Origin of the sequence: Aphanothece stagnina RSMan2012 (assembly GCF_046764815.1) — a bacterium.
In the GTDB taxonomy this organism is placed as follows: Bacteria; Cyanobacteriota; Cyanobacteriia; order PCC-6307; family Cyanobiaceae; genus NIES-981.
Map to the genome: position 1 here is coordinate 23,760 of NZ_JBKOUC010000025.1, position 20,576 is coordinate 44,335.

Here is a 20,576-nt window from a genome sequence, read left to right on the forward strand (position 1 = left end):
AGTCCGCCGGGCTGCTGGTCCACCCAGCGCTCCCCGTGACGGAGCAGCCGGACCCACCTGAGCTGGAGGACCTCTCCGCCCTGCCTGGCGACGCCCTGCTGGAGGCCCTGGCCCAGGCCCATCGGCAGGAGGGCCCATCCCCCGAGCGCGACCATGCGGCGGCTGTGACCCTGCGGTTGCGGCGGCTGGCCCTGGAGGTGCTGCGTCGTGCCTGGAGCGGCCCGGAGCGGGAGCTGATCCGCCAGCGGGCCGACGCCCTGCGCCGCGAGCTCGCCGGCGAGGTGGTGACCTATGTGGTCAACCGCAATCTCAACGTCTCCAACCACTGCGTCAAGCACTGCGCGTTCTGTGCTTTTCGGCGCGATGCCGGGGAGGCTGGGGCCTACTGGTTGGGCGTGGAGGAGCTGGAGCAACGGGCGGTCGAGGCCCAGCGGGCCGGAGCCACGGAGCTCTGCCTGCAGGGCGGTCTCAACCCGGCCGCCCGGATCGGGGGCAGCCAGCTGGCCTACGCGGCGGCCCTGCTGGAGCGGCTCCGCCGGGCCGCCCCCGGCATCCACCTGCATGCCTTCTCTCCCCAGGAACTGCTCTTCTTCGCCCAGCAGGATGGCCTGCCGCTGGACGCCGTGCTGGAGCGCCTGATCGCCGCCGGCCTGGGATCGGTGCCCGGAACGGCTGCCGAGGTGCTCAGCGAGCCCGTGCGGCGCGTGATCTGTCCGGAGAAGCTGTCGGCGCGGGAATGGGTGACGGTGATGCTGCAGGTCCAGCAGAGCGGCCTGGCCGCCACCAGCACGTTGATGGCCGGCCACATCGAGGCTCCGGCCGACCGGATGGCCCATCTCCTCACCCTGGTGGCCCTGCAGCGCAGGGCCCAGGCGCAGGGCCTGGCGGGTTTCACCGAATTCGTCCTGCTGCCCTTCGTCGGGGAGGCGGCGCCGGCCCCCCTGCGAGCCCGGGTCGGCAGGGATCAACCGGACCTCGCGGCGATGCTCCTGCTCACGGCCCAGGCGCGGCTGATCCTCGGCCCCTGGATCCCGAGGCACCAGCCCAGCTGGGTCAAGCTGACCCTGGCCGGCGCCCAGGAGGCCCTGCGCTGGGGCTGCAACGACCTGGGCGGCACGCTGATGGAAGAGCACATCACGACCATGGCCGGCGCCCGGGGGGGCACGGCCCAGTCCCCCGCCAGCCTGGGCCGGGCTGCCCGCCACCTCGACCGGCCGGCGCAGCAGCGCACCACGCTCTACGAGCCCGTGCCATGACCCGCCGCTTCTCCCTGCCTCGACTGCCGCTGCGGGTCACCGCCCTGACCACCGGCCTGCTGCTGATCGTGCCGGCGGTGGCCCTGCTGCGGCTCCCCCGCCCGCGGGCGGAGGGCCTGGCCAGGCTGCTGGCCCAGGCCGCTCTGCTCCAGAGTTTTCCCGCCGCGTCCCAGCGGCCGGTGCCGCAGCTGTGGCGGGAGCGCCTGGGTGAGGGGCCGTCCGAGCAGCTGTGGCGCCAGCAGCAGCGGGTGTGGTGGCAGTTCTGGGGACGCCATGGCGACGGTGGGGCCTACCTGGCGCTCCCCATGCCCCGTCCGATGCGGATGGGCACCATGGCGATGCCCCCCCACAGCCTCCGCGTCGATGACCTGGTGGTGGTGGCGGCCGATCCCCTCTCCCACCGGCTCCTCGCTGACCAGTTGAAGCAGCTGCCGCGGCAGCGGCGGGGCCTGGAGCAGCGCTGCCTGACCCGGCTGGAGCGGGAACAGGCCGCCTTCTGGAATCCCACGGCCTTCGGGGCGATGGGCGGCCCCGTGGCTCCCCTGCTGCAGAGCTTTCAGGAGGGCTGCGTCTCCCTGCGGCTGATCGGCGACAGCCTCGAGCTCGAGGGTGAGGCCGCTCCCACCACCGGCCTGCTCGCCCCGCCGCCACCCGCCGCCAGCGGCTCACTTCCCGGGCCGCTGGGCCGGGGCCTGCTGCTCGAACTGCAGGGCCGCTCGCTCGAACTTCTCCTCCAGGGACTGCTCAGTCGCCAGCTGATCCGCGATCCCCTGGCTTCCCGCTATGGCATCGGCCGCACTGAACTGGCCCTGCTGCGCCGCACCCCCTTTGTGCTGCGGCTGCGCCCGCTGGATTCGGGTCCGTTTCAGGCGGGCCTGGAACTCCAGCTGGCCCCGGGTGCGGACCGCCCGGACTGGGCCCGGTTGCTGAGCCGGCTGCGGCAGGCCCTGATCGAGCAGGGGTTCAACGAGGGCCCGGCCCCCGGGCAGGCGGCACCGCCACCCGGCAGCACCCAGGCGCTGCCCACCAGCACCTGGAGCCGCGAGGAGGCCGGCGTGGTGGGGGGGTGGCGCTGGACCAGCGTGCCCGGCCGTGACCCCGAGCTTCTGCTGTTTCTGGGCCCTGTGCCGCCCGTGCCGGACGCTGTCGGCTCCGCCGGGGCGCCCGCCAGGGCAACGTCGCTGCTGCAGCTGAGGCTGCGGCCCCAGGCCTTGACAGCCCTGGGACTGCTTCCCGACGCCTTGCCCCGCCCGCTGCTTCAGGCCGACCAGCTGACGGTTCTGGCCGAGCGAAGCAGGGCGGGGGGGGCGATGATCAGCCGGCTGAAGGGGCGTCTGCAGCTGGGGACGGGCTCTCCCCCGCCGGCTCCGCCAGCGCCTCCGCCGCGTTGACGGGGTTCTGCTGCCGCTCCCGCTTGCGGCGTTCCGCCGCGACGGTTTCCTGCATCAGCTCCACGGCCTGGGCGAGCTTTTCCAGGTTGGACACATAGAGGGTGAGGTCCTTGTCGACCCGCTCGCGCAGCAGTCCCATCGCAGCGCCCAGGTCATGGGCATAGCCGCGCAGGGTGGCCGGATCCATGGCATCGGCGCCCTGGGCCTTCTCCAGCAGGCTGAGCAGCCCGACCGCCATCAGCCGGGAGTAGTGGAAGTCCGGCCGACGAATGCTGGACAGGGCCGAGGCCAGGGGTTCGGGGGCCCCTTCGCCCTCGCGCTCGATCCACTGCTTCACCTCCTCCAGCGGGTGGGAGCCCATCGCGGCCAGGGCGGTTTCGGCCTGGCCGCGCAACTCCCCGGCGTCGAAGCCGGAGGCGCCGCAGAGGGCGGCGAGCAGGGCCGGCTTGTGCTCGTCGGGACGGTAGCCCCGGGCGAAGCCATCGAAGACCTGAATCAGGCCGCAGGCGAAGAGGGGGTTGCTCTGGAAGCCGCGTTGTCGGCTGAGAAGGTGGAGTTCCACCAGCAGTTCATCCACCATCCGCCGGTAGAGGGGCGCGATGACATGGGGGAAGGCGCTGTGGAAGGCGCGTTTGCTGTCGGAGACGGTGAGGGCGGCGCTCACGCTGCTCGTTCCTGGGATCCCGCGACCCTAGCCGCCCGGGCTCAGTAGGATCGCCCCAGTTGCGCCACCAGCCCCATGATCCCGATCGTGATTGAGGAGTCGGGCCGGGGAGAACGGGCATTCGACATCTATTCCCGCCTGCTGCGGGAACGGATCGTCTTTCTTGGCGAGCCCGTCACGGCGGAGTCGGCGAACCGGATCGTGGCCCAGTTGCTGTTCCTCGAGGCCGAGGATCCGGAGAAGGACATCTTCCTCTACATCAACTCGCCGGGGGGCTCCGTGTACGACGGCCTCGGCATCTTCGACACCATGCAGCACATCAAGCCCGATGTGCAGACCGTCTGCCTGGGCCTGGCGGCGTCGATGGGGGCCTTTCTGCTCTGTGCCGGCACCCGCGGCAAGCGCAGCAGCCTCACCCATTCGCGGATCATGATTCACCAGCCGCTCGGCGGTGCCCGCGGCCAGGCCAGCGACATCCGCATCCAGGCCGATGAGATTCTCTACCTGAAGAAGAAGCTCAACAACGAACTCGCGGAGCGCACCGGCCAACCCCTGCCCCGGATTGAGGAGGACACCGATCGGGATTTCTTCATGTCCCCTGCCGAAGCCGTGGCCTATGGCCTGATCGACAAGGTGATCGAGAAGCGCCCGGTCCACGCGGTCTGAACCACCGCCCGCGCATCGCATCCACAGGCAGCACCTCGCGCACCCCGTCCATCCCACGAAGGCCCTGCCCGGATCACCGGACAGGGCCTGTTTTTGTGATGGGCTGAGGCGGTGTGAAGGCCCCAGTTGTGGGGACTGGGGACATCCCCTGGGGCGTCAGGCCGTTGGACTTCAGACTGTTGGGCTTCAGACCGTGGGGAAGGCGGCTTCCGTGAGCAACGGGGAGAAGCGTTCCTTCTGGGGAATGGTGGTGAATTCGCTCACCAGCGCCCTGAACTCCTCGCCATCGAGGCTCTCCTTGTCGATCAGCAGCTCGACGACCCGATCCATGCAGGCACGGTGCTCCGCCACCAGCTTGACAGTGTCGGTGTAACACTGCTGCACGATCTGACGCACCGCGTCGTCGATGCGGCTGGCCATCCGATCGGAGGCATCGCTGCGGGTCATCAGGTCGCGGCCGAGAAACACCTCCTGGTTGCCCGCCTCCAGGGAGAACTGGCCCAGGTCGCTCATGCCGAAGCGGGTGACCATCTGGCGAGCGATCGAGGCCACCTGCTGGATGTCGCCGCCGGCGCCGGTGGTGACCTCGGCATGGCCGAAGACCACTTCCTCGGCCGCACGGCCGCCGAGGGCTCCCATGATCCGGGCGCGCAACTGGGCCTTGCTGACCAGCATCTGCTCCTCATCCGGCGAGAACCAGGTGAGGCCCTGGGCCTGGCCCCGGGGAATCAGGGTCACTTTCTGCACGGGGTCGTGGGCCTTGACCAGGGTGCCCACCAGGGCGTGGCCAACCTCGTGGTAGGCGATCAGCCGCTTGCTGCGTCCATCGGTGAGCGGTTTGCCCTCCATGCCGGCGATCACCCGGTCCACGGCGTCATCGATCTCCGCCAGCGACGTCGCCTCCTTGCGGCGCCGGGCGGTGAGGATGGCGGCCTCGTTGAGCAGGTTGGCGAGATCGGCGCCGGAAAAGCCCGGGGTGCGCCTGGCGATCATCTCGAGGCTCACGTCGTCAGCGAGCTTCTTGTTGCGTGAGTGCACCTTGAGGATCGAGAGGCGACCCTTGATGTCCGGCACGTCCACCTGCACCTGACGGTCGAAACGACCGGGTCGCAGCAGGGCCGAATCGAGCACGTCGGCCCGGTTGGTGGCCGCGATGATGATGATGCCGCTGTTGCCCTCGAAGCCGTCCATCTCGGTGAGCAGCTGATTGAGGGTCTGCTCCCGCTCGTCGTTGCCGCCGCCGACGCCGGCACCGCGCTGGCGGCCCACGGCGTCGATCTCGTCGATGAAGATCAGGCAGGGGCTGTTCTCCTTGGCGCGCTTGAACAGGTCACGCACCCGACTGGCGCCGACCCCCACGAACATCTCCACGAACTCCGAACCGGAGAGCGAGAAGAACGGCACACCGGCTTCCCCGGCGATCGCCTTGGCCAGCAGGGTCTTGCCGGTTCCAGGGGGGCCGACCAGCAGCACCCCCTTGGGGATGCGGGCGCCGACCGAGGTGAAGCGCTCCGGGGTCTTGAGGAAGGTCACCACTTCCTCGAGATCCTGCTTGGCCTCCTCGACCCCGGCGACATCATCGAACTTCACACCGGTTTCCGCTTCCATGGCGAAGCGGGCCTTGGTCTTGCCGAACTGCATCGCCTGGCCGGGCCCCCCGGGCATGCCGTTGGAGCGGCGGGCCAGGAAGATCAGCGAGCCGATCAGCAGCAGGGGGAAGAGCAGGTTGCCCAGGATGCCCAGCGCCGGCGGTGCCTGCTTGGGAGGGTGGATGTCAAAGCTGATGCCCTCGTCCTTGAGCCTGTTCACCAGCTCGGGAGCCAGGCCGGGAAGATCGACCCGCAGCCGCTGCACCCGGTTGTCCAGTTCGGGATCCACCGCCTCGATCACGGCACTGCGACCGCCATCGAAGATGTCCACGGCGGTGACACGGCCGGCATCGACGTAGTCGAGGAAGCGGCCGTAGCTCATGCGGGCCACGGCCGCATTGCGGGGCGCGGCTGTCGGGCCGCTGGGGCCGAGACGGTTGAGCCCGCCACTGCTGAGGATCTGCCAGCCGAGGAAGACCACCACCGCCAGCGGCAGGAGCCAGAGAACGATCAGACGCCAGCGCTGGTTCATAGCTGAGACACTTTCTTAACAAGTGTAACGGCGGACACCGGGGGTTGCCCCCGGCCCAGCTTCAGACAGCGCGGGCCCAGGAGTCCACCAGTTCGCCCTCGCCATCGCCGATCAACAGCTCGAGCGGACTGGGAACCGGCGTGCCGCTCACCACCAGGTCGGCGACGGCGACGGTCTCCAGCAGTTCAGGGCCTCCCAGCCCATGGGTCCAGATCTTCAGCTCCGATTGGGGGGGGCAGGCGAAGCTGAGCAGTTCGAACGGAAACACGACACGTTCCATGAAGAACTCCTCAGGGCCGATGCAGCGCGCGATCACCATCCGATCGCTGCTGTTCCGGTAGCCGCATTCCAGCCAGTTCAAGGTTGGTCCCAATGTCCTTACCGAACCATGAAGCCATCAAGTGTGTGAGCTTTTGGTGACGGTGGTCACGATTTCGACGGCTTAAGGCTTTTTTCGGGATTTCCGGTGTCCGTGGGGGCCTGCTCGGCCCGCCCCTCCTGCGTTGAGCCCCTCCTGCGTTGAGCCCCGCTTCAGAGGCTGCGCAGGGCGACGATCGGGTCGAGCCGGGCGGCCCGGCGGGCGGGCACGACGCCGAAGAACAGGCCGATCGAACCGGACAGCCCCACCGTGACCAGGACCGTGCCGGCCCCGATCGCCGCCGGCAGGGGGGTGAGCAGCGCCACCAGGCTCACGGTGCCGATCCCCACCACGGTGCCGATGGCTCCGCCCAGGCTCGCCAGCACCAGGGATTCCACCAGGAACTGGAGCAGCACGTCGCCGCTGCGGGCTCCGAGGGCCTTGCGCAGACCGATCTCGGCGGTGCGCTCGCTCACCGACACCAGCATGATGTTCATGATGCCGATGCCGCCCACCAGCAGCGACACCGCACCGATGGCGGCGAGCATCAGGGTGAGGCCACCGGTGATCGTGCTCACGATCGTGAGGGCATCCTGCTGGGAGCGCACGGCGAAGTCGTCCTCCCGCAGGATGCGGTGCCGCTGACGCAGCAGGTTGGTGATCTGGAAGGCGGCCGCCCCGGTGCTCTCGCCATCGCGGGCCTCCACGCTGATGAAGTTGAGGCTCACGCCATAGGTGGGGTCGCGGCCTGAGAGCTTGCTCACCATCGCGGTGAGGGGCACGTAGGCGTTTTCGTCCTGGTTCTGGCCGAACACCGCCCCCTTGGCCTCCAGAACGCCGATCACCTCGAAGGGCTGGTTGCGGATGCGCAGGGTCTGGCCGACGCTGACGCGACCCGGGAACATCTTCTTGGCCAGATCGGGACCGATCACGGCCACGCTGCGGGCCGAATCCAGATCGGAGGCCGTGAAGAAGCGCCCCCCGGCCATCTCGAACTGCCGCACCGGCAGGAAATCCGGCGTGACCCCATTCACCGAGGCCGTGCTGGAGAGCCCCCCGGCCTGCACCACTTCACTCAGGGTGACCTGGGGCACCACCCGTCTGACCGAGGGAACCTGCTCGGCGATCGCCTCGGCGTCCTCGAGCACCAGGGTCTTGGGGAAGTCGATGCCCTGCCGGCGGGTGTCGTTGTTGCCCGGCACCACGAACAGCACATTGGCGCCGAGGTTGCTGAGCTGACCCTCGGCGAGGTTCTGGGCGCCCTTGCCGACCCCGACCAGGGTGATCACGGAGGCGTTGCCGATCACGATGCCCAGCATCGTGAGCAGGCTGCGCAGCCGGTTGGCCTGCAGGGTCGACAGGGCCATCCCCACGGTTTCGCGCAGGGGCAGCTTGGAGGCCATGGGTGCGGGGTCGCCTGCCTAGACGATGGCGCCCGTGGGGTCGGCGTTGTGGCTGCGGGCCCCCCGATGCACCAGGCCGTGGTGCAGGTCGAGGGTCACGATCTCACCGGCCCGCAGGCTGGCGATGGCATCGGTGACACCCACGATCGCCGGTATGCCGGTGCGCTGGGCGATCACGGCGGCATGGCTGTCAGCACCGCCGACCTCGGCGATCACGGCCTTGGCCTTGCGGAAGGCCTCCACGTACTCCGCGCTGGTTTCGTGCACCACCAGGATTTCGCCGGTCTGAATGGCGGCGGCATCCTCCGGCCGCTCCACCAGCCGCACCCGCCCGCTGACCGAGCCGTTGCCGATGCCGAGTCCCTGGACCAGCACCGCCGTGACGATCCCCACCTTGATGAAATCGGTGGAGCCGCTGACCCCGGCCAGGGTGCCGGCCGTCTGCACGACCAGGTCGCCGTCCTGGAGGAAGCCCCGCTCCCGGGCCATGCCCATCGCCAGGCTGAAGGTGCTGGTCGTGGAGCTCTGCTCCGGCACCAGCAGGGGGTTCACACCCCAGACCAACTGCAGCTGGCGGGCCACCTGCTTTTCGCTGGTGATCGCCAGGATCGGGGTGCTGGGGCGGAACTTGCTGACGTTGCGGGCCGTGGCGCCACTCTTGGTGAGCGGCAGGATCGCCGCGGCGTTGAGGTTGCGGGCGATGGTGCTCACCGCCTGGCAGATCGCGTTGGGGATGGTGGTGGCCAGGCGGCAGTCGATCACCCGCATCGGGTAGTCGCGCTCGATGCGCTGGGCGATGGTGGCCATGGTGGCCACCGCTTCGACCGGGTAATCCCCCACGGCACTCTCGTTCGAGAGCATCACGGCGTCGGTGCCATCGAGGATCGCGTTGGCCACGTCGCTCACCTCGGCCCGGGTGGGCCGGGGGCAGCTCACCATCGAATCCAGCATCTGGGTGGCGGTGATCACCGGGATGCCGAGGCTGTTGGCCTTGCGGATCAGCTCCTTCTGCAGCAGCGGCACTTCCTCGGCCGGCATCTCCACGCCGAGATCACCGCGGGCGACCATCACCCCGTCGCAGAGCAGCAGGATGTCGTCGATCTGGTCGATCGCCTCGAACTTCTCGATCTTCGCCACCACCGGGGTGTCGTGACCCTGGCTGGCGATCAGCTCCTTGATCTCCTGCAGGTCGGACGGATTGCGCACGAAGCTGAGCGCCACCCAGTCGACGCCATGCTGCAGGCCGAAGGCCAGATCGGTGCGGTCCTTGTCGGTGAGGGCGCGGATCGAGAGCTGCACGTCCGGAAAATTGACGCCCTTGTTGTTGCTCAGAACTCCGCCGACGGTGACGCTGCAGTGGAGGGTCTGCTTGGCCACATCCACGACGTCGACGCGCATTTCCACCCGGCCGTCATCGAGCAGGATGCGGCTGCCGGCGAGCACCTCGTCGGCCAGCTTGTCGTAGGTGACGGTGGCGATCGTCTGGTCGCAGGCGACATCGCGGGAGGTGAGGCTGAAACGCGAGCCCTTGGCCAGGGTGATCGGCCCATCGGCAAACCGACCCAGCCGGATTTTCGGTCCCTGGAGATCCTGCAGGATGCCCACGTGGACGTCGAGTTCATTGGAAACCTGACGGATCGTGGCGATGCGGGCGGCGTGCTCGCTGTGGTCGCCGTGGGAGAAGTTGAGACGGAACGTGGTGGCCCCGGCGTGAATCAGTTCCTTGAGCCGCTCGGGTGATTCGGTGGCGGGCCCGATCGTGGCGACGATCTTGGTGCGACGCGTGAGATCGGGCTGGGGCATCGCGGTGCCGAAGGTGCGCCGAAACTACCATTGGCCCCCTCGCAGAGCTGCCACCGATGGACTTCCGCTCCTACCAGCAGCGCTCCCGTGAGACAGCCGTGTATCCCGATGCCGGCAGCAATCCCATCTATCCCACCCTGGGCCTCTGCGGCGAGTCGGGCGAGGTGGCCGACAAGGTGAAGAAGGTGCTGCGCGATCGCGGCGGCGTGTTCACCGATGAGGTGGTGCAGGCCCTGCGGCTGGAGCTGGGCGATGTGCTCTGGTACGTGGCCCAGCTGGCCACCGAGCTGGATCTGGATCTGGCGGACATCGCCGCCGCCAACCTGGAGAAGCTGGCCAGCCGGGCGGCGCGCCAGGTGATCGGCGGCGACGGCGACAACCGCTAGGGGCATCTTCCGTTAGGCGCGTCTTCCGTTCCCGCATGGGAGGCTGAAACGGCTGGGCCTTCCTTCGCTGGCGCGTCTCCCATGGACAACAACAGAGTGGTCTCGAGAGCTTCAGCGCTGGCCCTGCTGCGTCGAGCCGCCTGCATGGTGTTGCTGAGCCTGCTGGTGCTGCTGGTGCCGCCCCCCGCGCTGGCGGCCGATCTGCAGGTGCGCGATGTGACGCTGGAGCCCTGCCCGGCGGATGACATCGCGGCCCAGCCGGAGCTGCGGCGGCCGGCCGGGGCCAGTTGCTACGCCCTGAGGGGCACGGTGGTGAACGAGGGCCGCAAGGCGGTGGTCGACACCGACGTGTTTGCCCTGATCGTCGATTCCAGCGGCGAACCGGTGCTCCAGAACCGCACGCGGGTGGGCAGTATCGGTGATGTGCCGCCGGGAACCTCGAGCTTTGCGCTGCGCCTGGCCGTTCCGTCCGGGACGCCGGAGCCGATCCGGTTCCGCAATGTCAAGGCCCGGGGCTTCAGCGCTCCGGTGCGCAGCCGGGCCGGCGTGGACGACGAGCTCCTGCCCCTCGAGCAGGCGCTGGCGGATCAGTAGCTGGCGGCCAGCATGCTGACGCTGGCCGTGCCCAGGAGCTGCTGCCCGAGGCTCAGGGCCAGAAACGCCAGGATGGCGGACAGATCCAGGCCCCCGATCGGGGGAATCAGACCCCGGAAGGCATTGAGGTAGGGGTCGGTGATCGAACTCACGGTGCCGAGCACCGGATTGCTCCAGTCGAGGTTCGGGAACCAGCTCAGCAGCACCCGCACCAGCAGGATCAGCGAGTAGATCGAGAGGGTGCGGCTGAGCACGCTCAGCACCAGGGCGATGGCTTCCATGGAAACGGGAAGGATGCGCTGACTCTATGCAGCCTGGCGGGGCCGGGGCTGGAGTTCGTCCGCCCGCACGGCAAAGGTGCGGTGGAATTTCTCGCTCAGGGTGAGCCAGTGGGAGCGGCCCTCACTCTGGCGCCGGCGTTCGATGAAGTTCTGAGCCAGCAGCTCCTTGATGTGCTCGTAGGCCCCTGAGCCCCGCAGCTCCACCAGGTCGGACTGCAGGATCCGCTTCTTCAGGGCAATGGTGGCCAGGGTGCGCAGGGCGGCGGTGGAGAGGTCGACGGGCAGCAGGTTCTGGACCAGATCGCCGAGGCTCTCGCGCAGCTGGAGCCCGTAGCGCTGCCCCTCCTGGCGGATTTCCAGGGCCGTGTCCCGGTGGGCATAGTCGGCCATCAGGGTGATCAGACCCAGCTCCGCCTCCTCCCGCGTGGTGCCGGCGATCTCGGCCAGCTCCCCGAGGCTGAGGGGCCGGCCCTTGAGGTAGAGGATCGCTTCGAGGCGTGCCGGCAGCGACAGGCCGACGCCGCTGCAATGGGCGGTGTTCCCTGGGCCGCCAGTCTCTGGGGCGCCACTGTCCGGGGAGCTGATCACGGGGGCGCTGGTCATGGCGATGCCGCGCTCAGAGCCCGCAAGGTACCGCAACTAGGCCAGGGCGGGCAGGGGGTCCGCACCGACGGCGGCCCCTTCGACGCCAGGGGGCATGGCACCGAGAAACAGCTGGTAGGCGGGGTTCGCGCTCTCATCCACATAGTGGTAGTGGAGGCCGTCGAGGAAGTCCTGCCAGGCGGCCATCTCCGCTTCCGGCACCTGCACGCCCACCACGATCCGTCCCACATCGGCGCCGTGGTTGCGGTAGTGAAAGATGCTGATGTTCCAGTTGGGATGGAGGCTGGTGAGGAACCGCATCAGCGCCCCGGGCCGCTCCGGAAACTCGAAGCGGTAGAGCAGCTCCTGCACCCCGGGGGTCAGCGCGGCCGCCGGCAGCCGACCGCCCACCATGTGGCGCAGGTGCAGCTTGGCCAGCTCGTCGTTGGAGAGATCCAGGCAGGCGAAGCCGGCGCCGCGCAGGTCGTGGATCAGGTCCTGCTCGTCGCGGCTGCCGCTGGTCTGCACCCCCACGAAGATGTGGGCCCGGCTGGGGTCGGCCAGGCGGTAGCTGAACTCGGTGAGGTTGCGGGTGCCCAGCAGGGTGCAGAACTCCCGCAGGCTGCCGGGCCGTTCGGGGATCTCCACCGCCAGCATGGCCTCGCGGTCCTCGCCGATCTCCGTGCGCTCGGCCACGAAGCGCAGCCGATCGAAGTTCATGTTGGCGCCGCAGGCCACCGCCACCAGGGTCCGGCCCTGCAGGCCGCGCTCGGCCACGTCCGCCTTCATCCCCGCCACCGCCAGAGCACCGGCGGGCTCCAGGATCGAGCGGGTGTCTTCGAACACGTCCTTGATCGCGGCGCAGATGGCGTCGGTGTCCACGGTCACCATGCGATCCACCAGCCGCTGGGCCAGGGCAAAGGTGTGGATGCCCACCTGGCGCACGGCCACGCCGTCGGCGAAGAGCCCCACCTGCTCCAGCCGCACCAGCTCACCCTTGGCCAGCGACTGGGCCATGGCGTCGGCATCCACCGGCTCCACCCCCACGATCTGCACCTGGGGCCACACGCTCTTGACGAAGGCGGCCACCCCGGCGATCAGGCCGCCGCCGCCCACGGCCAGATAGATCGCATCCGGCGGCGCCGAGCACTGGCGCAGGATCTCCATGCCGATCGTGCCCTGGCCGGCGATCACGTCGGGATCGTCGAAGGGATGGATGAAGGTGAGGCCGCGCTCCCCGGCGAGGCGGGTGGCCTCGGCACAGGCGTCGTCGTAGTTGTCGCCATGCAGCACCACCTCGGCGCCGCGGGCCGCCACGGCCCTGACCTTCATCTCCGGGGTGGTGACGGGCATCACGATCACCGCCCGGCAGCCGAGCTTCTGGGCGCCCAGGGCCACCCCCTGGGCATGGTTGCCGGCGCTGGCGGCGATCACGCCCCGCTCCAGTTCGGCGGGGGAGAGGCCGGCCATCTTGTTGTAGGCGCCGCGCAGCTTGAAGCTGAACACCGGCTGCAGATCCTCCCGCTTGAGCAGCACGCGGTTGCCCAGCCGCGCCGAGAGGTTGGGCGCGGGATCGAGGGGGGATTCGATCGCCACGTCATACACCCGGGCCCGCAGGATCCGCTGCAGGTAGGCGGAGGGTTCCGTGCCCTCCCCCGCCTCGGCAGGGTTCCGGCGGGCGGCGGGGTTCCAGGACGGCTGGCTCATCCATCCAGTGTCGCAATCCACACGGGTGGGCCAGGGGAACCCCCTAGATTGACCCCAACTCCAGGGTCGTGATGCATCTCAGCGAGCTGAGCCACCCCAACCAGTTGCACGGCCTCAGCACCGCCGAACTGGAAGCGATCGGCCGGCAGATCCGCGAGCGCCATCTGGAGGTGGTGAGCACCAGCGGCGGCCACCTCGGCCCCGGCCTGGGGGTGGTGGAACTCACCCTGGCCCTGTACCAGACCCTCGATCTCGACCACGACAAGGTCGTCTGGGACGTGGGCCACCAGGCCTATCCCCACAAGCTGATCACCGGCCGCTACAAGGATTTCCACAGCCTTCGCCAGCAGGGCGGCGTGGCCGGCTACCTCAAGCGGAGTGAGAGCCGTTTCGACCATTTCGGTGCCGGCCATGCCAGCACCTCCATCTCCTCGGCCCTGGGCATGGCCCTGGCCCGCGATCGGCTGGGCCAGAGCTTCAAGTGCGTGGCGGTGATCGGCGATGGCGCCCTCACCGGCGGCATGGCGCTCGAGGCCATCAACCATGCCGGCCACCTGCCCCGCACCAACCTGCTGGTGGTGCTGAACGACAACGACATGTCGATCAGTCCGCCGGTGGGGGCCCTCTCCACCCACCTGAACCGCATGCGGCACAGCAAGCCGGTGCAGTTCCTGACCGACAACGCCGAGGAGGCGATCAAGCATCTGCCGTTCATGCACGGCGAACTCCCCCCCGAGCTGAAGAACCTCAAGGAATCGATGCGGCGCCTGGCGGTGCCGAAGGTGGGAGCGGTGTTCGAGGAGCTCGGCTTCACCTACATGGGCCCGATCGACGGGCACGACATCGCCGAGATGGTGCGCACCTTCGAGCAGGCGCACCGCACCGAGGGGCCCGTGCTGGTGCACGTCGCCACCACCAAGGGCAAGGGGTACGCCTACGCCGAGGAGGACCAGGTGGGCTACCACGCCCAGAGCGCCTTCGATCTCACCACCGGCAAGGCCTATCCCTCCAGCAAGCCCAAGCCGCCCGGCTACAGCAAGGTGTTCGGGCAGACCCTGGTCAAGATCTGCGAACTCGACCCCCGGGTCGTGGGCATCACCGCCGCCATGGCGACCGGTACGGGCCTCGACCTGCTCGAGAAGGCCCTGCCGGCCCAGTATTTCGATGTGGGCATCGCCGAGCAGCACGCCGTGACCATGGCCGCCGGGATGGCCTGCGAGGGGCTGCGGCCGGTCTGCGCCATCTACAGCACCTTCCTGCAGCGGGCCTACGACCAGCTGATCCACGACGTGGGTATCCAGAAGCTGCCGGTCACGTTCGTGATGGACCGCGCCGGCATCGTCGGGGCCGATGGCCCCACCCACCAGGGCCAGTACGACATCAGCTACCTCCGCTGCGTGCCCAACTTCACCGTGATGGCGCCCAAGGACGAGGGGGAGCTGCAGCGCATGCTGATCACCGCGATCCACCACGACGGCCCCTGCGCCCTGCGCATTCCGCGCGGCGAGGGCGAGGGGGTGCCGCTGGCCGAAGAGGGGTTCGAACCGCTCGAGATCGGACGCGGTGAGCTGCTCACCGACGGCGATAACCTGCTGATCGTGGCCTACGGCGCCATGGTGCATCCGGCCCTGGCCACCGCCGGTCTGCTCCAGGAGCACGGCGTGCGGGCGGCGGTGATCAACGCCCGCTTCCTGCGTCCCCTGGACGAGGCCCTGATCCTGCCCATGGCCCGCCGCATCGGACGGGTGGTGACGATGGAAGAGGGTTGCCTGGCCGGCGGCTTCGGAGCGGCGGTCTGCGAATCGCTCAACGACCATGAGGTGCTGGTGCCCGTGCTGCGGATCGGCATTCCCGATGTGCTGGTGGACCATGCTTCGCCGGACCAGAGCAAGCGGGCCCTCGGCCTCACCCCCACCCAGATGGCGGAGCGGATCCTGGAGCGCTTCGGGGCCGTGCTCACCAAGGCCACCCCGGTCAAGCCCCTGGCGGTCTGAGCCATCCCCAGCGCTGCGAGGTTCTGATCGTCGGCGCCGGTCCAGGCGGTGGTCGCCTGGCCGCTGAGCTGGCCGCCTCGGGGGTGCAGGTGCTGCTGGTGGAGCGGCTGCAGCGCCTGACGGATGCAGCCTTCAGCAGTGCCGCCCTGCCGCTCTCGGCGGTGAAGCGCTTCGGGATCCCGGCCAGCGTGGTCGCGGCCAGCTGGCGTGGCTGGCATCTGGTGGGGCCGGACGGATCGCCGCGGGAGTGGATGGCGCCACAACCCCTCGGTGCGGTGCTGGATTTCGGTGCCCTGCGCCGCTGGCTGGCCGCTGCGGCCGAGGCCGGCGGGGGCCGTCTGCTGCTGGGCAGCACGGCCCTGGCCTGTGAGCCTGCCGGAGCGGCTGGCCTGCGCACCTGGCTGCGCGGCGGCGATGGCAGCGTCACGCCGGTGGAGAGTTCCTGGGTGGTGGATGCCAGCGGGGAGCGCCGGGTGCTGCTGGGGGAGCCCGCTGCAGCGAGCGATCCCCTGGTGGTGGGGCGCGGGGTGGAGTGGTTGCTGGAGGTCGGGCCCGGGCCCTGGCGCGCCTGGGCCGATCGGCTGGGATTCTTTCTGGGCAGCGGCTGGGTCCAGCAGGGCTATGGCTGGGTGTTTCCGATGGCCCGCGGCCAGCTCAAGGTGGGGGTGTGCCGGTTGGAGCCTCCGGAGGGCAGCTCACCCTCTCTGGGGGCCGATCTGCGCCAGCTGCTGACGCGCACCGGCCTGGAGGACGCCGCCGTGCTCGACCGGCACGGCGGCCGGATCCGCAGCACGATCACCCGGCGGGAGGCGCACGGTCGGGGCAGGCTGGTGGGCCTGGGGGATGCGGTGAGCACGGCCAACCTGCTGGGTGGTGAGGGCATCCGTCACGCCCTGCTCAGCGCGGATCTGCTGGCACCGTTGCTGATCCAGGCCGTTCGTCAGGAGCGCCGCGGGCGGCCGGCGGATGCCTCCACCCTGCTGCGGCGCTACCGCCGCCGGCTGCGACGGCAACTGGGCTGGCGCTGGAACCTGAGTGGCCGGCTGGCCCGGCGCACCTGGCTGGGCCTTGCCGACGCTGAGGGGGACCGGCGCCTGGAACGGCTCCTCAGCACCCTCGAGGGGTGCAGGGCCGAGGATCTCTCCGCCCTGCTGTTCGAGTACCGCTTCGAGCGCTACGGCCTCAAGGCCCTGCCGTATCTGCTCGGCCGGCGTTGATCGGCTGGGGCCTCAACGGGCAACTCAACCGGCGCCTCAGACGACGCCGCGGGAGGCCAGGCCCAGGATGGTGCCGATGCCGAGGATGTGGCCGAGGCTGAGGGTGCCGAGCATGGCCCCATGGCTCATGCCACCGAACATGGCGGAGTTGGGGAGCTGCAGACCCACATTGGGCTGCTTGATGGTGGCCTTGCCGATCGCGATGGCGATCACGTTGCAGACGATCATCACGAGCGCCACCTTCGGCGACCAGGTGATGGTGGCGGGGGCCACAGCCAGAAGCGGAGCGAACATGGATCACAAGCCGACGCCCCATCTTCCGGGCGAGGGCAGCGCCTGCCGCCACCGCTTAAGACTTGTTCATGCCAGCAGCGTCGCTCCCGGCGCTGCCCTCGGCTGATTCGCCGGGGCGGGAGCCTCCCATGAAGCCGATGGCCACCAGCAGGTTCGCGAGGGTGAGAAACGCTTCCGCCCCGCCGTGCAGCGGATCGACATCCGCCAGCTGTCGCCCGAACGACACTTCCGCCACGATGGCGGCGCCGATCGTGACCGCCACGAAGACCAGGGTGAGCTGAAATCCCCGCAGCGCCAGCCGCGGGAAGGCCTCCACCTGGCGGGCCCACCAGAGGAAGGCGAGGTAGGGCACCAGGGAGAGCACGAACAGGGGGGCAGGATCCACCGATCCGAGCCGCTCGAGCAGGCCTGTCATCGGGGTGCGCGCAGGCTGAGGCGCTGCAGCCGCAGCAGGTTCCAGGCGGCGATCGCCAGGGTGACGTTCCCCACCAGGGTGCTCGCGGCCTGGAACACCACCAGCCCCTTGAGCTCGGGGGGGTTGTCGAACAGGTGCCAGGTGCAGGCGGCCATGGCGCTCACCAGGGCGGGGAGCATCGCCAGGCTGAGCCAGCGCCAGCCGGGTTCACCCCGCTGCAGCCCGAAGCGCTGAACGGCGGCGATGGCGGCGACCCACTCCAGCACCGAGGCGATGTGGATCCACCAGGTCGGCAGGGACAGGGCATGCATGGGCAGACTCTGGCATCGCGTTCCTCCCTCCGCGAGGGTTCTGCCCCGATGGGCCTCTGCACCCGTCTGCTGCTGCCGCTGCTGATCCTGGCGGTGGCCTGGACGCAGGAACTGGTGGACCAGCTCCTGTTCGGCGGCCGCTGGAACCTGCCGCTGGTGCCGGGCGGACCGGCCTGGGGCATCCTCACGGCGCCGTTCAGCCATGGTGGCTTCGCCCACCTGGTCAGCAATTCCCTCTGGTTCCTGCCGCTCTCCTGGCTGGTGCTGACGCGGGGCCTGCGCCCCTACCTGCGCGTGTGGGCCGCCGTGCTGGTGTGTTCCCTGCCGGTGTGGCTGCTCTGGCACAACGCCAGCCATGGCCTCTCGGGGGTCGTGTACGGCCTGCTGGGCTATCTGATGGCGGTGGGCCTGGTGGAGCGCCGCCCCTGGCCGATCCTGCTTTCGGTGTTCTGCATCGCGACCTATGGCGGACTGCTGCCCGCGCTGGTGCCGCTGCTGAGCCCGGCCGGGGTGAGCTGGATCGGCCACGCCTCGGGCTTTGGCGCCGGGGTGCTGGCGGCCTGGTTCGGCGCGCCGGTGCCCCGGCGTGAGCAGGTTTCCGGCAGCCCGCGGTGGTAGGCATGGCCCCCACCGCTGCGCTTCGCCCCGTGCCCCTGTGTCACCGCCCGCTGCTGGTGGGCTACTACGGCGAGCACAACCTCGGGGACGACGCCCTGCTGGAGGTGCTGCTGGCCAGCCTGCCGGCGCGGTGCCGGCCCACCGTCACCGCGCGGGATCAGGCCCTGCTGCAACGCCGCTATGGCGTGGCCTGCGTCGACCGCACCAGCCTGGGGGCGGTGCTGGCGGCGGTGGGCCCCAGTGACGCCGTGATCTTCGGCGGCGGCAGCCTCTTCCAGGACAGCACCAGCCTGCTCAGCCTCGTGTACTACGCGGCTCTGGTGGTGGTGGCCCGGGCGCAGGGGAAGCCAGTGCTGCTCTGGGGCCAGGGCCTGGGCCCGCTGCGCCGTGGGGCCAGCCGCTGGCTGATGCGGGGGGTGCTGCCGCTCGTGAGCGCCATGAGCTGGCGGGATGCCGCCTCGGCGGCCCTGGCCCGGCGCCTGGGGGCGCGAGGTGAGCCCCTGGTGGGTGGCGATCCGGTGTGGCGTGTCGAGCCTGAGGAGTGGCGGGGCCACGGCGGCCCGATCGTGCTCTGCTTCCGCCCCACCGCGCAGCTGGGCGTGGAGGGCTGGCGCCCCTGGTTGCAGGCCCTGGAGCAGCTGGTGCCGGAGCGGGAGCTGCTCTGGCTGCCGTTCCATGCCCATCAGGACCGGGGCCTGCTGGCGGCGCTGCGCTCCCAGGGGCTGATCGGCGCTGCCCTGGCGGCACGCAGCCGGGAGGTGGTCGTGCAGCGACCCCGCGACGCGATGCGGCTCTGTGCCGGCAGTGGGCTCGTGCTGGCCATGCGCCTGCATGGCCTGATCCTGGCCGCCGCCGCCGGAGCCCCCGTGGCCGCGCTGAGCTACGACCCCAAGGTGGAGGCCGCCGCCGCCGCTCTCGGCTGCCCCTGCACGCCGCTGGACCAGCCGGCCCCGACCGACCTCACCACCCGGTGGCGCGCCTGCCTGGACCGGCCAGCCGATCCGGCCGTGCTGCGGCGCCTGCGCGACTCGACCGCGGTGCACGATCGGGTGCTGGCCAGGCTGGGCTGACGCCCCGGCTCGGGGATGGCTGGGCGGCTCAGCTTCGCGCGGCGCAGGCCTGGCGTTCCGGCGACATCATCAGATCCACCAGGGCGGCACCACGGCCCCCGAGCTGGTTGGCCTGGGCTGCGATAGCACCCAGGGTCTGGCCGTTGTAGCGGGCCAGGTAGGAGTTGACGAAGCAATTGCAGTAGTTCCGCTGGTTCCGCACACCAGGAGTGCGACCGGCCTGGCAACCCCGCAGGAAGTCGGTGCGGAACTGCTCGCGCAACTGGGCATCGCTGGGACGCGTCTGCGCCAGGGCAGGGGTGGCGAACAGCAGCAGGGCAAGCAGGAGGGTTCGTTTCATCGGAAGAGTCGGGGGGATCAGACGGTGCGCAGAGGTCTTTTCGACGGGTTCGCCTCTAGCGCGAAGCGTTGGTGTCTTGGTCGACCACGGGGTTGACCACCGGGGTGATGTTCCCGCCACCCGGCGTCAGGGCCCGGATCTGGATCATCATCTCGTTGAACCGGGCCTGCTGAGCGGCGAGCTGGCGCTGCAGGGCCTGGATCAAGCCGTTCTGGCGCTGATCTTCACTGTCGCTGCGACGCTTCTCGGCTTCCAGTTCCTCGATCCGCTTCTGCAGTAAGGCAACAAGCTCTGCATTCTTGCCACCACCGGCCTGGGATGTGAGAGCCACCAACTGTTGCTTGAGAGCCTCGATTTCCTTCTCGCGCTCTGAAATTTCGCTCTTCATCGCGATGAGATCCTTCTGAATCTCCTGCGAGGTGGTGGAATCCGTCTCCTCGCTGCCCTCTGCGCCCTCCTCACTCTGAGGCTCAGCCGATTTGTCGATCCTGCCCAGGGGGAAGGAGAACCCGAGCCTTCCGCCCACCGAGGGGGTGGATCCATAGCCGTAATCGACCGATGGGGCATAGGAGAGGGCACCGTTGAGGTACAGGCGCTCGGCCACCCGCACGGCACAGCCCGCGGCGAGGGCGTACCGGGAGCCGAAGCCGCCGGCGCCGAAGCCACAGCGCACCGGCTCGTCCTTCTGGAGTGTCACCTCCGGCACGGCCGAGAAGGCTGCCGCCATGGCCCCGGTCGTTTCCACGGCCTTGCCCAGCTGGTACACCGAATCTTCGAGGCGAGGCACGGTTCGGGTGATGGTGGTCTCCACCTGGGGAACGGTGACCCTGGAGGTACCCGTGTTGCCGCTTCCATCGATCGTGAGCAGCCGTCGCTGACCCGACTGATAACGGTCAACGGCGAAGTTGTCGTTGTTGGCAAGACCCTTGAGTGTCACGGGCCCCGTGGTTGAAAGGGCGCCCTTGATTGACACGTCGTTGTTGAAGGTGGAAGGTCCATCCACCGTCAGCGGACCGCCAATTCTGGCGGGGCCGGTCACGTTGAGGTTGTCGATTCTCGCGCCGCCCTGAACGGTGAGGCCATTGGAGATGGTGGCTCCACCCTG

At 69.5% G+C, this 20,576-nt stretch carries 21 protein-coding genes and 1 pseudogene; 9 read left to right on the top strand and 13 right to left on the bottom strand.

The window, feature by feature from the left end:
- Positions 1 to 35 precede the first annotated feature (35 nt).
- Entirely contained in the window at positions 36 to 1,256 is a 1,221-nt protein-coding gene (locus tag ACLNEE_RS14300) for a CofH family radical SAM protein (RefSeq protein ID WP_412007252.1), read from the top strand.
- The gene (locus ACLNEE_RS14305; RefSeq protein WP_411422607.1) at positions 1,253 to 2,647 is read left to right on the top strand and encodes a hypothetical protein; all 1,395 of its coding nucleotides are present in this window, start codon (positions 1,253 to 1,255) and stop codon (positions 2,645 to 2,647) included. The genes ACLNEE_RS14300 and ACLNEE_RS14305 overlap by 4 nt, the downstream gene beginning before the upstream one ends.
- Here the strand turns inward: ACLNEE_RS14305 and psb29 are convergent.
- Positions 2,571 to 3,311 carry a photosystem II biogenesis protein Psp29 gene (gene psb29 / locus ACLNEE_RS14310; protein WP_411422608.1) on the bottom strand — a complete coding sequence of 247 codons (741 nt, stop codon included), beginning with the start codon at positions 3,309 to 3,311 and terminating at the stop codon, positions 2,571 to 2,573. The genes ACLNEE_RS14305 and psb29 overlap by 77 nt on opposite strands.
- Positions 3,312 to 3,386: 75 nt before the next feature.
- Between psb29 and clpP the strand changes: the two genes are divergently transcribed.
- Positions 3,387 to 3,977 carry an ATP-dependent Clp endopeptidase proteolytic subunit ClpP gene (clpP, locus tag ACLNEE_RS14315; protein ID WP_411422609.1) on the top strand — a complete coding sequence of 197 codons (591 nt, stop codon included), beginning with the start codon at positions 3,387 to 3,389 and terminating at the stop codon, positions 3,975 to 3,977.
- A gap of 186 nt (positions 3,978 to 4,163) precedes the next feature.
- Here clpP and ftsH read toward each other — a convergent pair whose 3' ends face one another.
- The 4 genes from ftsH to pyk form a co-directional block, all read right to left on the bottom strand.
- Entirely contained in the window at positions 4,164 to 6,098 is a 1,935-nt protein-coding gene (gene ftsH, locus ACLNEE_RS14320; protein ID WP_411422610.1) for an ATP-dependent zinc metalloprotease FtsH, read from the bottom strand.
- 61 nt (positions 6,099 to 6,159) lie between these two features.
- Positions 6,160 to 6,459 carry a DUF1830 domain-containing protein gene (locus tag ACLNEE_RS14325; protein ID WP_412007253.1) on the bottom strand — a complete coding sequence of 100 codons (300 nt, stop codon included), beginning with the start codon at positions 6,457 to 6,459 and terminating at the stop codon, positions 6,160 to 6,162.
- 170 nt (positions 6,460 to 6,629) lie between these two features.
- Complete coding sequence (locus tag ACLNEE_RS14330) at positions 6,630 to 7,859, bottom strand: ABC transporter permease (protein WP_411422612.1); 1,230 nt, start codon at positions 7,857 to 7,859, stop codon at positions 6,630 to 6,632.
- Positions 7,860 to 7,877: 18 nt separating this feature from the next.
- Positions 7,878 to 9,662, bottom strand: coding sequence for a pyruvate kinase (gene pyk / locus ACLNEE_RS14335; RefSeq protein WP_411422613.1), 1,785 nt, complete (start codon positions 9,660 to 9,662; stop codon positions 7,878 to 7,880).
- Positions 9,663 to 9,718: 56 nt separating this feature from the next.
- On the opposite strand from pyk, the gene ACLNEE_RS14340 reads away from it, so the two are divergent.
- Both ACLNEE_RS14340 and ACLNEE_RS14345 read left to right on the top strand, forming a co-directional pair.
- The gene (locus tag ACLNEE_RS14340) at positions 9,719 to 10,048 is read left to right on the top strand and encodes a nucleoside triphosphate pyrophosphohydrolase family protein (protein WP_411422614.1); all 330 of its coding nucleotides are present in this window, start codon (positions 9,719 to 9,721) and stop codon (positions 10,046 to 10,048) included.
- An 81-nt stretch (positions 10,049 to 10,129) separates the two neighbouring features.
- Positions 10,130 to 10,642 carry a hypothetical protein gene (locus ACLNEE_RS14345; RefSeq protein ID WP_411422615.1) on the top strand — a complete coding sequence of 171 codons (513 nt, stop codon included), beginning with the start codon at positions 10,130 to 10,132 and terminating at the stop codon, positions 10,640 to 10,642.
- Here the strand turns inward: ACLNEE_RS14345 and ACLNEE_RS14350 are convergent.
- The 3 genes and pseudogenes from ACLNEE_RS14350 to ilvA form a co-directional block, all read right to left on the bottom strand.
- A complete protein-coding gene (locus tag ACLNEE_RS14350) occupies positions 10,636 to 10,923 on the bottom strand; it encodes a YggT family protein (protein ID WP_411422616.1) in 288 nt (95 codons plus the stop codon). The two genes, ACLNEE_RS14345 and ACLNEE_RS14350, sit on opposite strands and share 7 nt — an antisense overlap.
- 24 nt (positions 10,924 to 10,947) lie before the next feature.
- Positions 10,948 to 11,526, bottom strand: a complete 579-nt coding sequence (gene scpB / locus ACLNEE_RS14355) for an SMC-Scp complex subunit ScpB (RefSeq protein ID WP_411422617.1) — start codon at positions 11,524 to 11,526, stop codon at positions 10,948 to 10,950.
- A 99-nt stretch (positions 11,527 to 11,625) separates the two neighbouring features.
- Positions 11,626 to 13,212 (bottom strand): annotated as a pseudogene (gene ilvA, locus ACLNEE_RS14360) (threonine ammonia-lyase, biosynthetic); the annotation flags it as partial.
- A gap of 71 nt (positions 13,213 to 13,283) precedes the next feature.
- Here ilvA and dxs point away from each other — a divergent pair.
- Complete coding sequence (gene dxs, locus ACLNEE_RS14365) at positions 13,284 to 15,206, top strand: 1-deoxy-D-xylulose-5-phosphate synthase (RefSeq protein ID WP_411422619.1); 1,923 nt, start codon at positions 13,284 to 13,286, stop codon at positions 15,204 to 15,206.
- Positions 15,207 to 15,229: 23 nt separating this feature from the next.
- A complete protein-coding gene (locus ACLNEE_RS14370; protein WP_411422631.1) occupies positions 15,230 to 16,423 on the top strand; it encodes an NAD(P)/FAD-dependent oxidoreductase in 1,194 nt (397 codons plus the stop codon).
- Positions 16,424 to 16,459: 36 nt separating this feature from the next.
- Here ACLNEE_RS14370 and psaK read toward each other — a convergent pair whose 3' ends face one another.
- The 3 genes from psaK to ACLNEE_RS14385 are packed head-to-tail and all read right to left on the bottom strand — an operon-like array spanning position 16,460 to position 17,443.
- Entirely contained in the window at positions 16,460 to 16,717 is a 258-nt protein-coding gene (gene psaK, locus ACLNEE_RS14375) for a photosystem I reaction center subunit PsaK (protein WP_411422620.1), read from the bottom strand.
- A 55-nt stretch (positions 16,718 to 16,772) separates the two neighbouring features.
- Positions 16,773 to 17,132, bottom strand: a complete 360-nt coding sequence (locus ACLNEE_RS14380; protein ID WP_411422621.1) for a DUF3593 domain-containing protein — start codon at positions 17,130 to 17,132, stop codon at positions 16,773 to 16,775.
- Entirely contained in the window at positions 17,129 to 17,443 is a 315-nt protein-coding gene (locus ACLNEE_RS14385; protein WP_411422622.1) for a DUF2499 domain-containing protein, read from the bottom strand. The genes ACLNEE_RS14380 and ACLNEE_RS14385 overlap by 4 nt, the downstream gene beginning before the upstream one ends.
- Positions 17,444 to 17,491: 48 nt before the next feature.
- Between ACLNEE_RS14385 and ACLNEE_RS14390 the strand changes: the two genes are divergently transcribed.
- Positions 17,492 to 18,061, top strand: coding sequence for a rhomboid family intramembrane serine protease (locus ACLNEE_RS14390; RefSeq protein WP_412007255.1), 570 nt, complete (start codon positions 17,492 to 17,494; stop codon positions 18,059 to 18,061).
- A 2-nt stretch (positions 18,062 to 18,063) separates the two neighbouring features.
- Positions 18,064 to 19,131, top strand: coding sequence for a polysaccharide pyruvyl transferase CsaB (gene csaB, locus ACLNEE_RS14395; RefSeq protein ID WP_411422624.1), 1,068 nt, complete (start codon positions 18,064 to 18,066; stop codon positions 19,129 to 19,131).
- A gap of 28 nt (positions 19,132 to 19,159) precedes the next feature.
- On the opposite strand, the gene ACLNEE_RS14400 is transcribed toward csaB, so the two are convergent.
- On the bottom strand, positions 19,160 to 19,471 hold the full coding sequence (locus ACLNEE_RS14400) for a hypothetical protein (RefSeq protein ID WP_411422625.1): 312 nt from the start codon (positions 19,469 to 19,471) through the stop codon (positions 19,160 to 19,162).
- A 55-nt stretch (positions 19,472 to 19,526) separates the two neighbouring features.
- On the bottom strand, positions 19,527 to 20,576 hold a 1,050-nt coding region (locus tag ACLNEE_RS14405), incomplete at its 5' end, for a YadA-like family protein (RefSeq protein ID WP_412007256.1).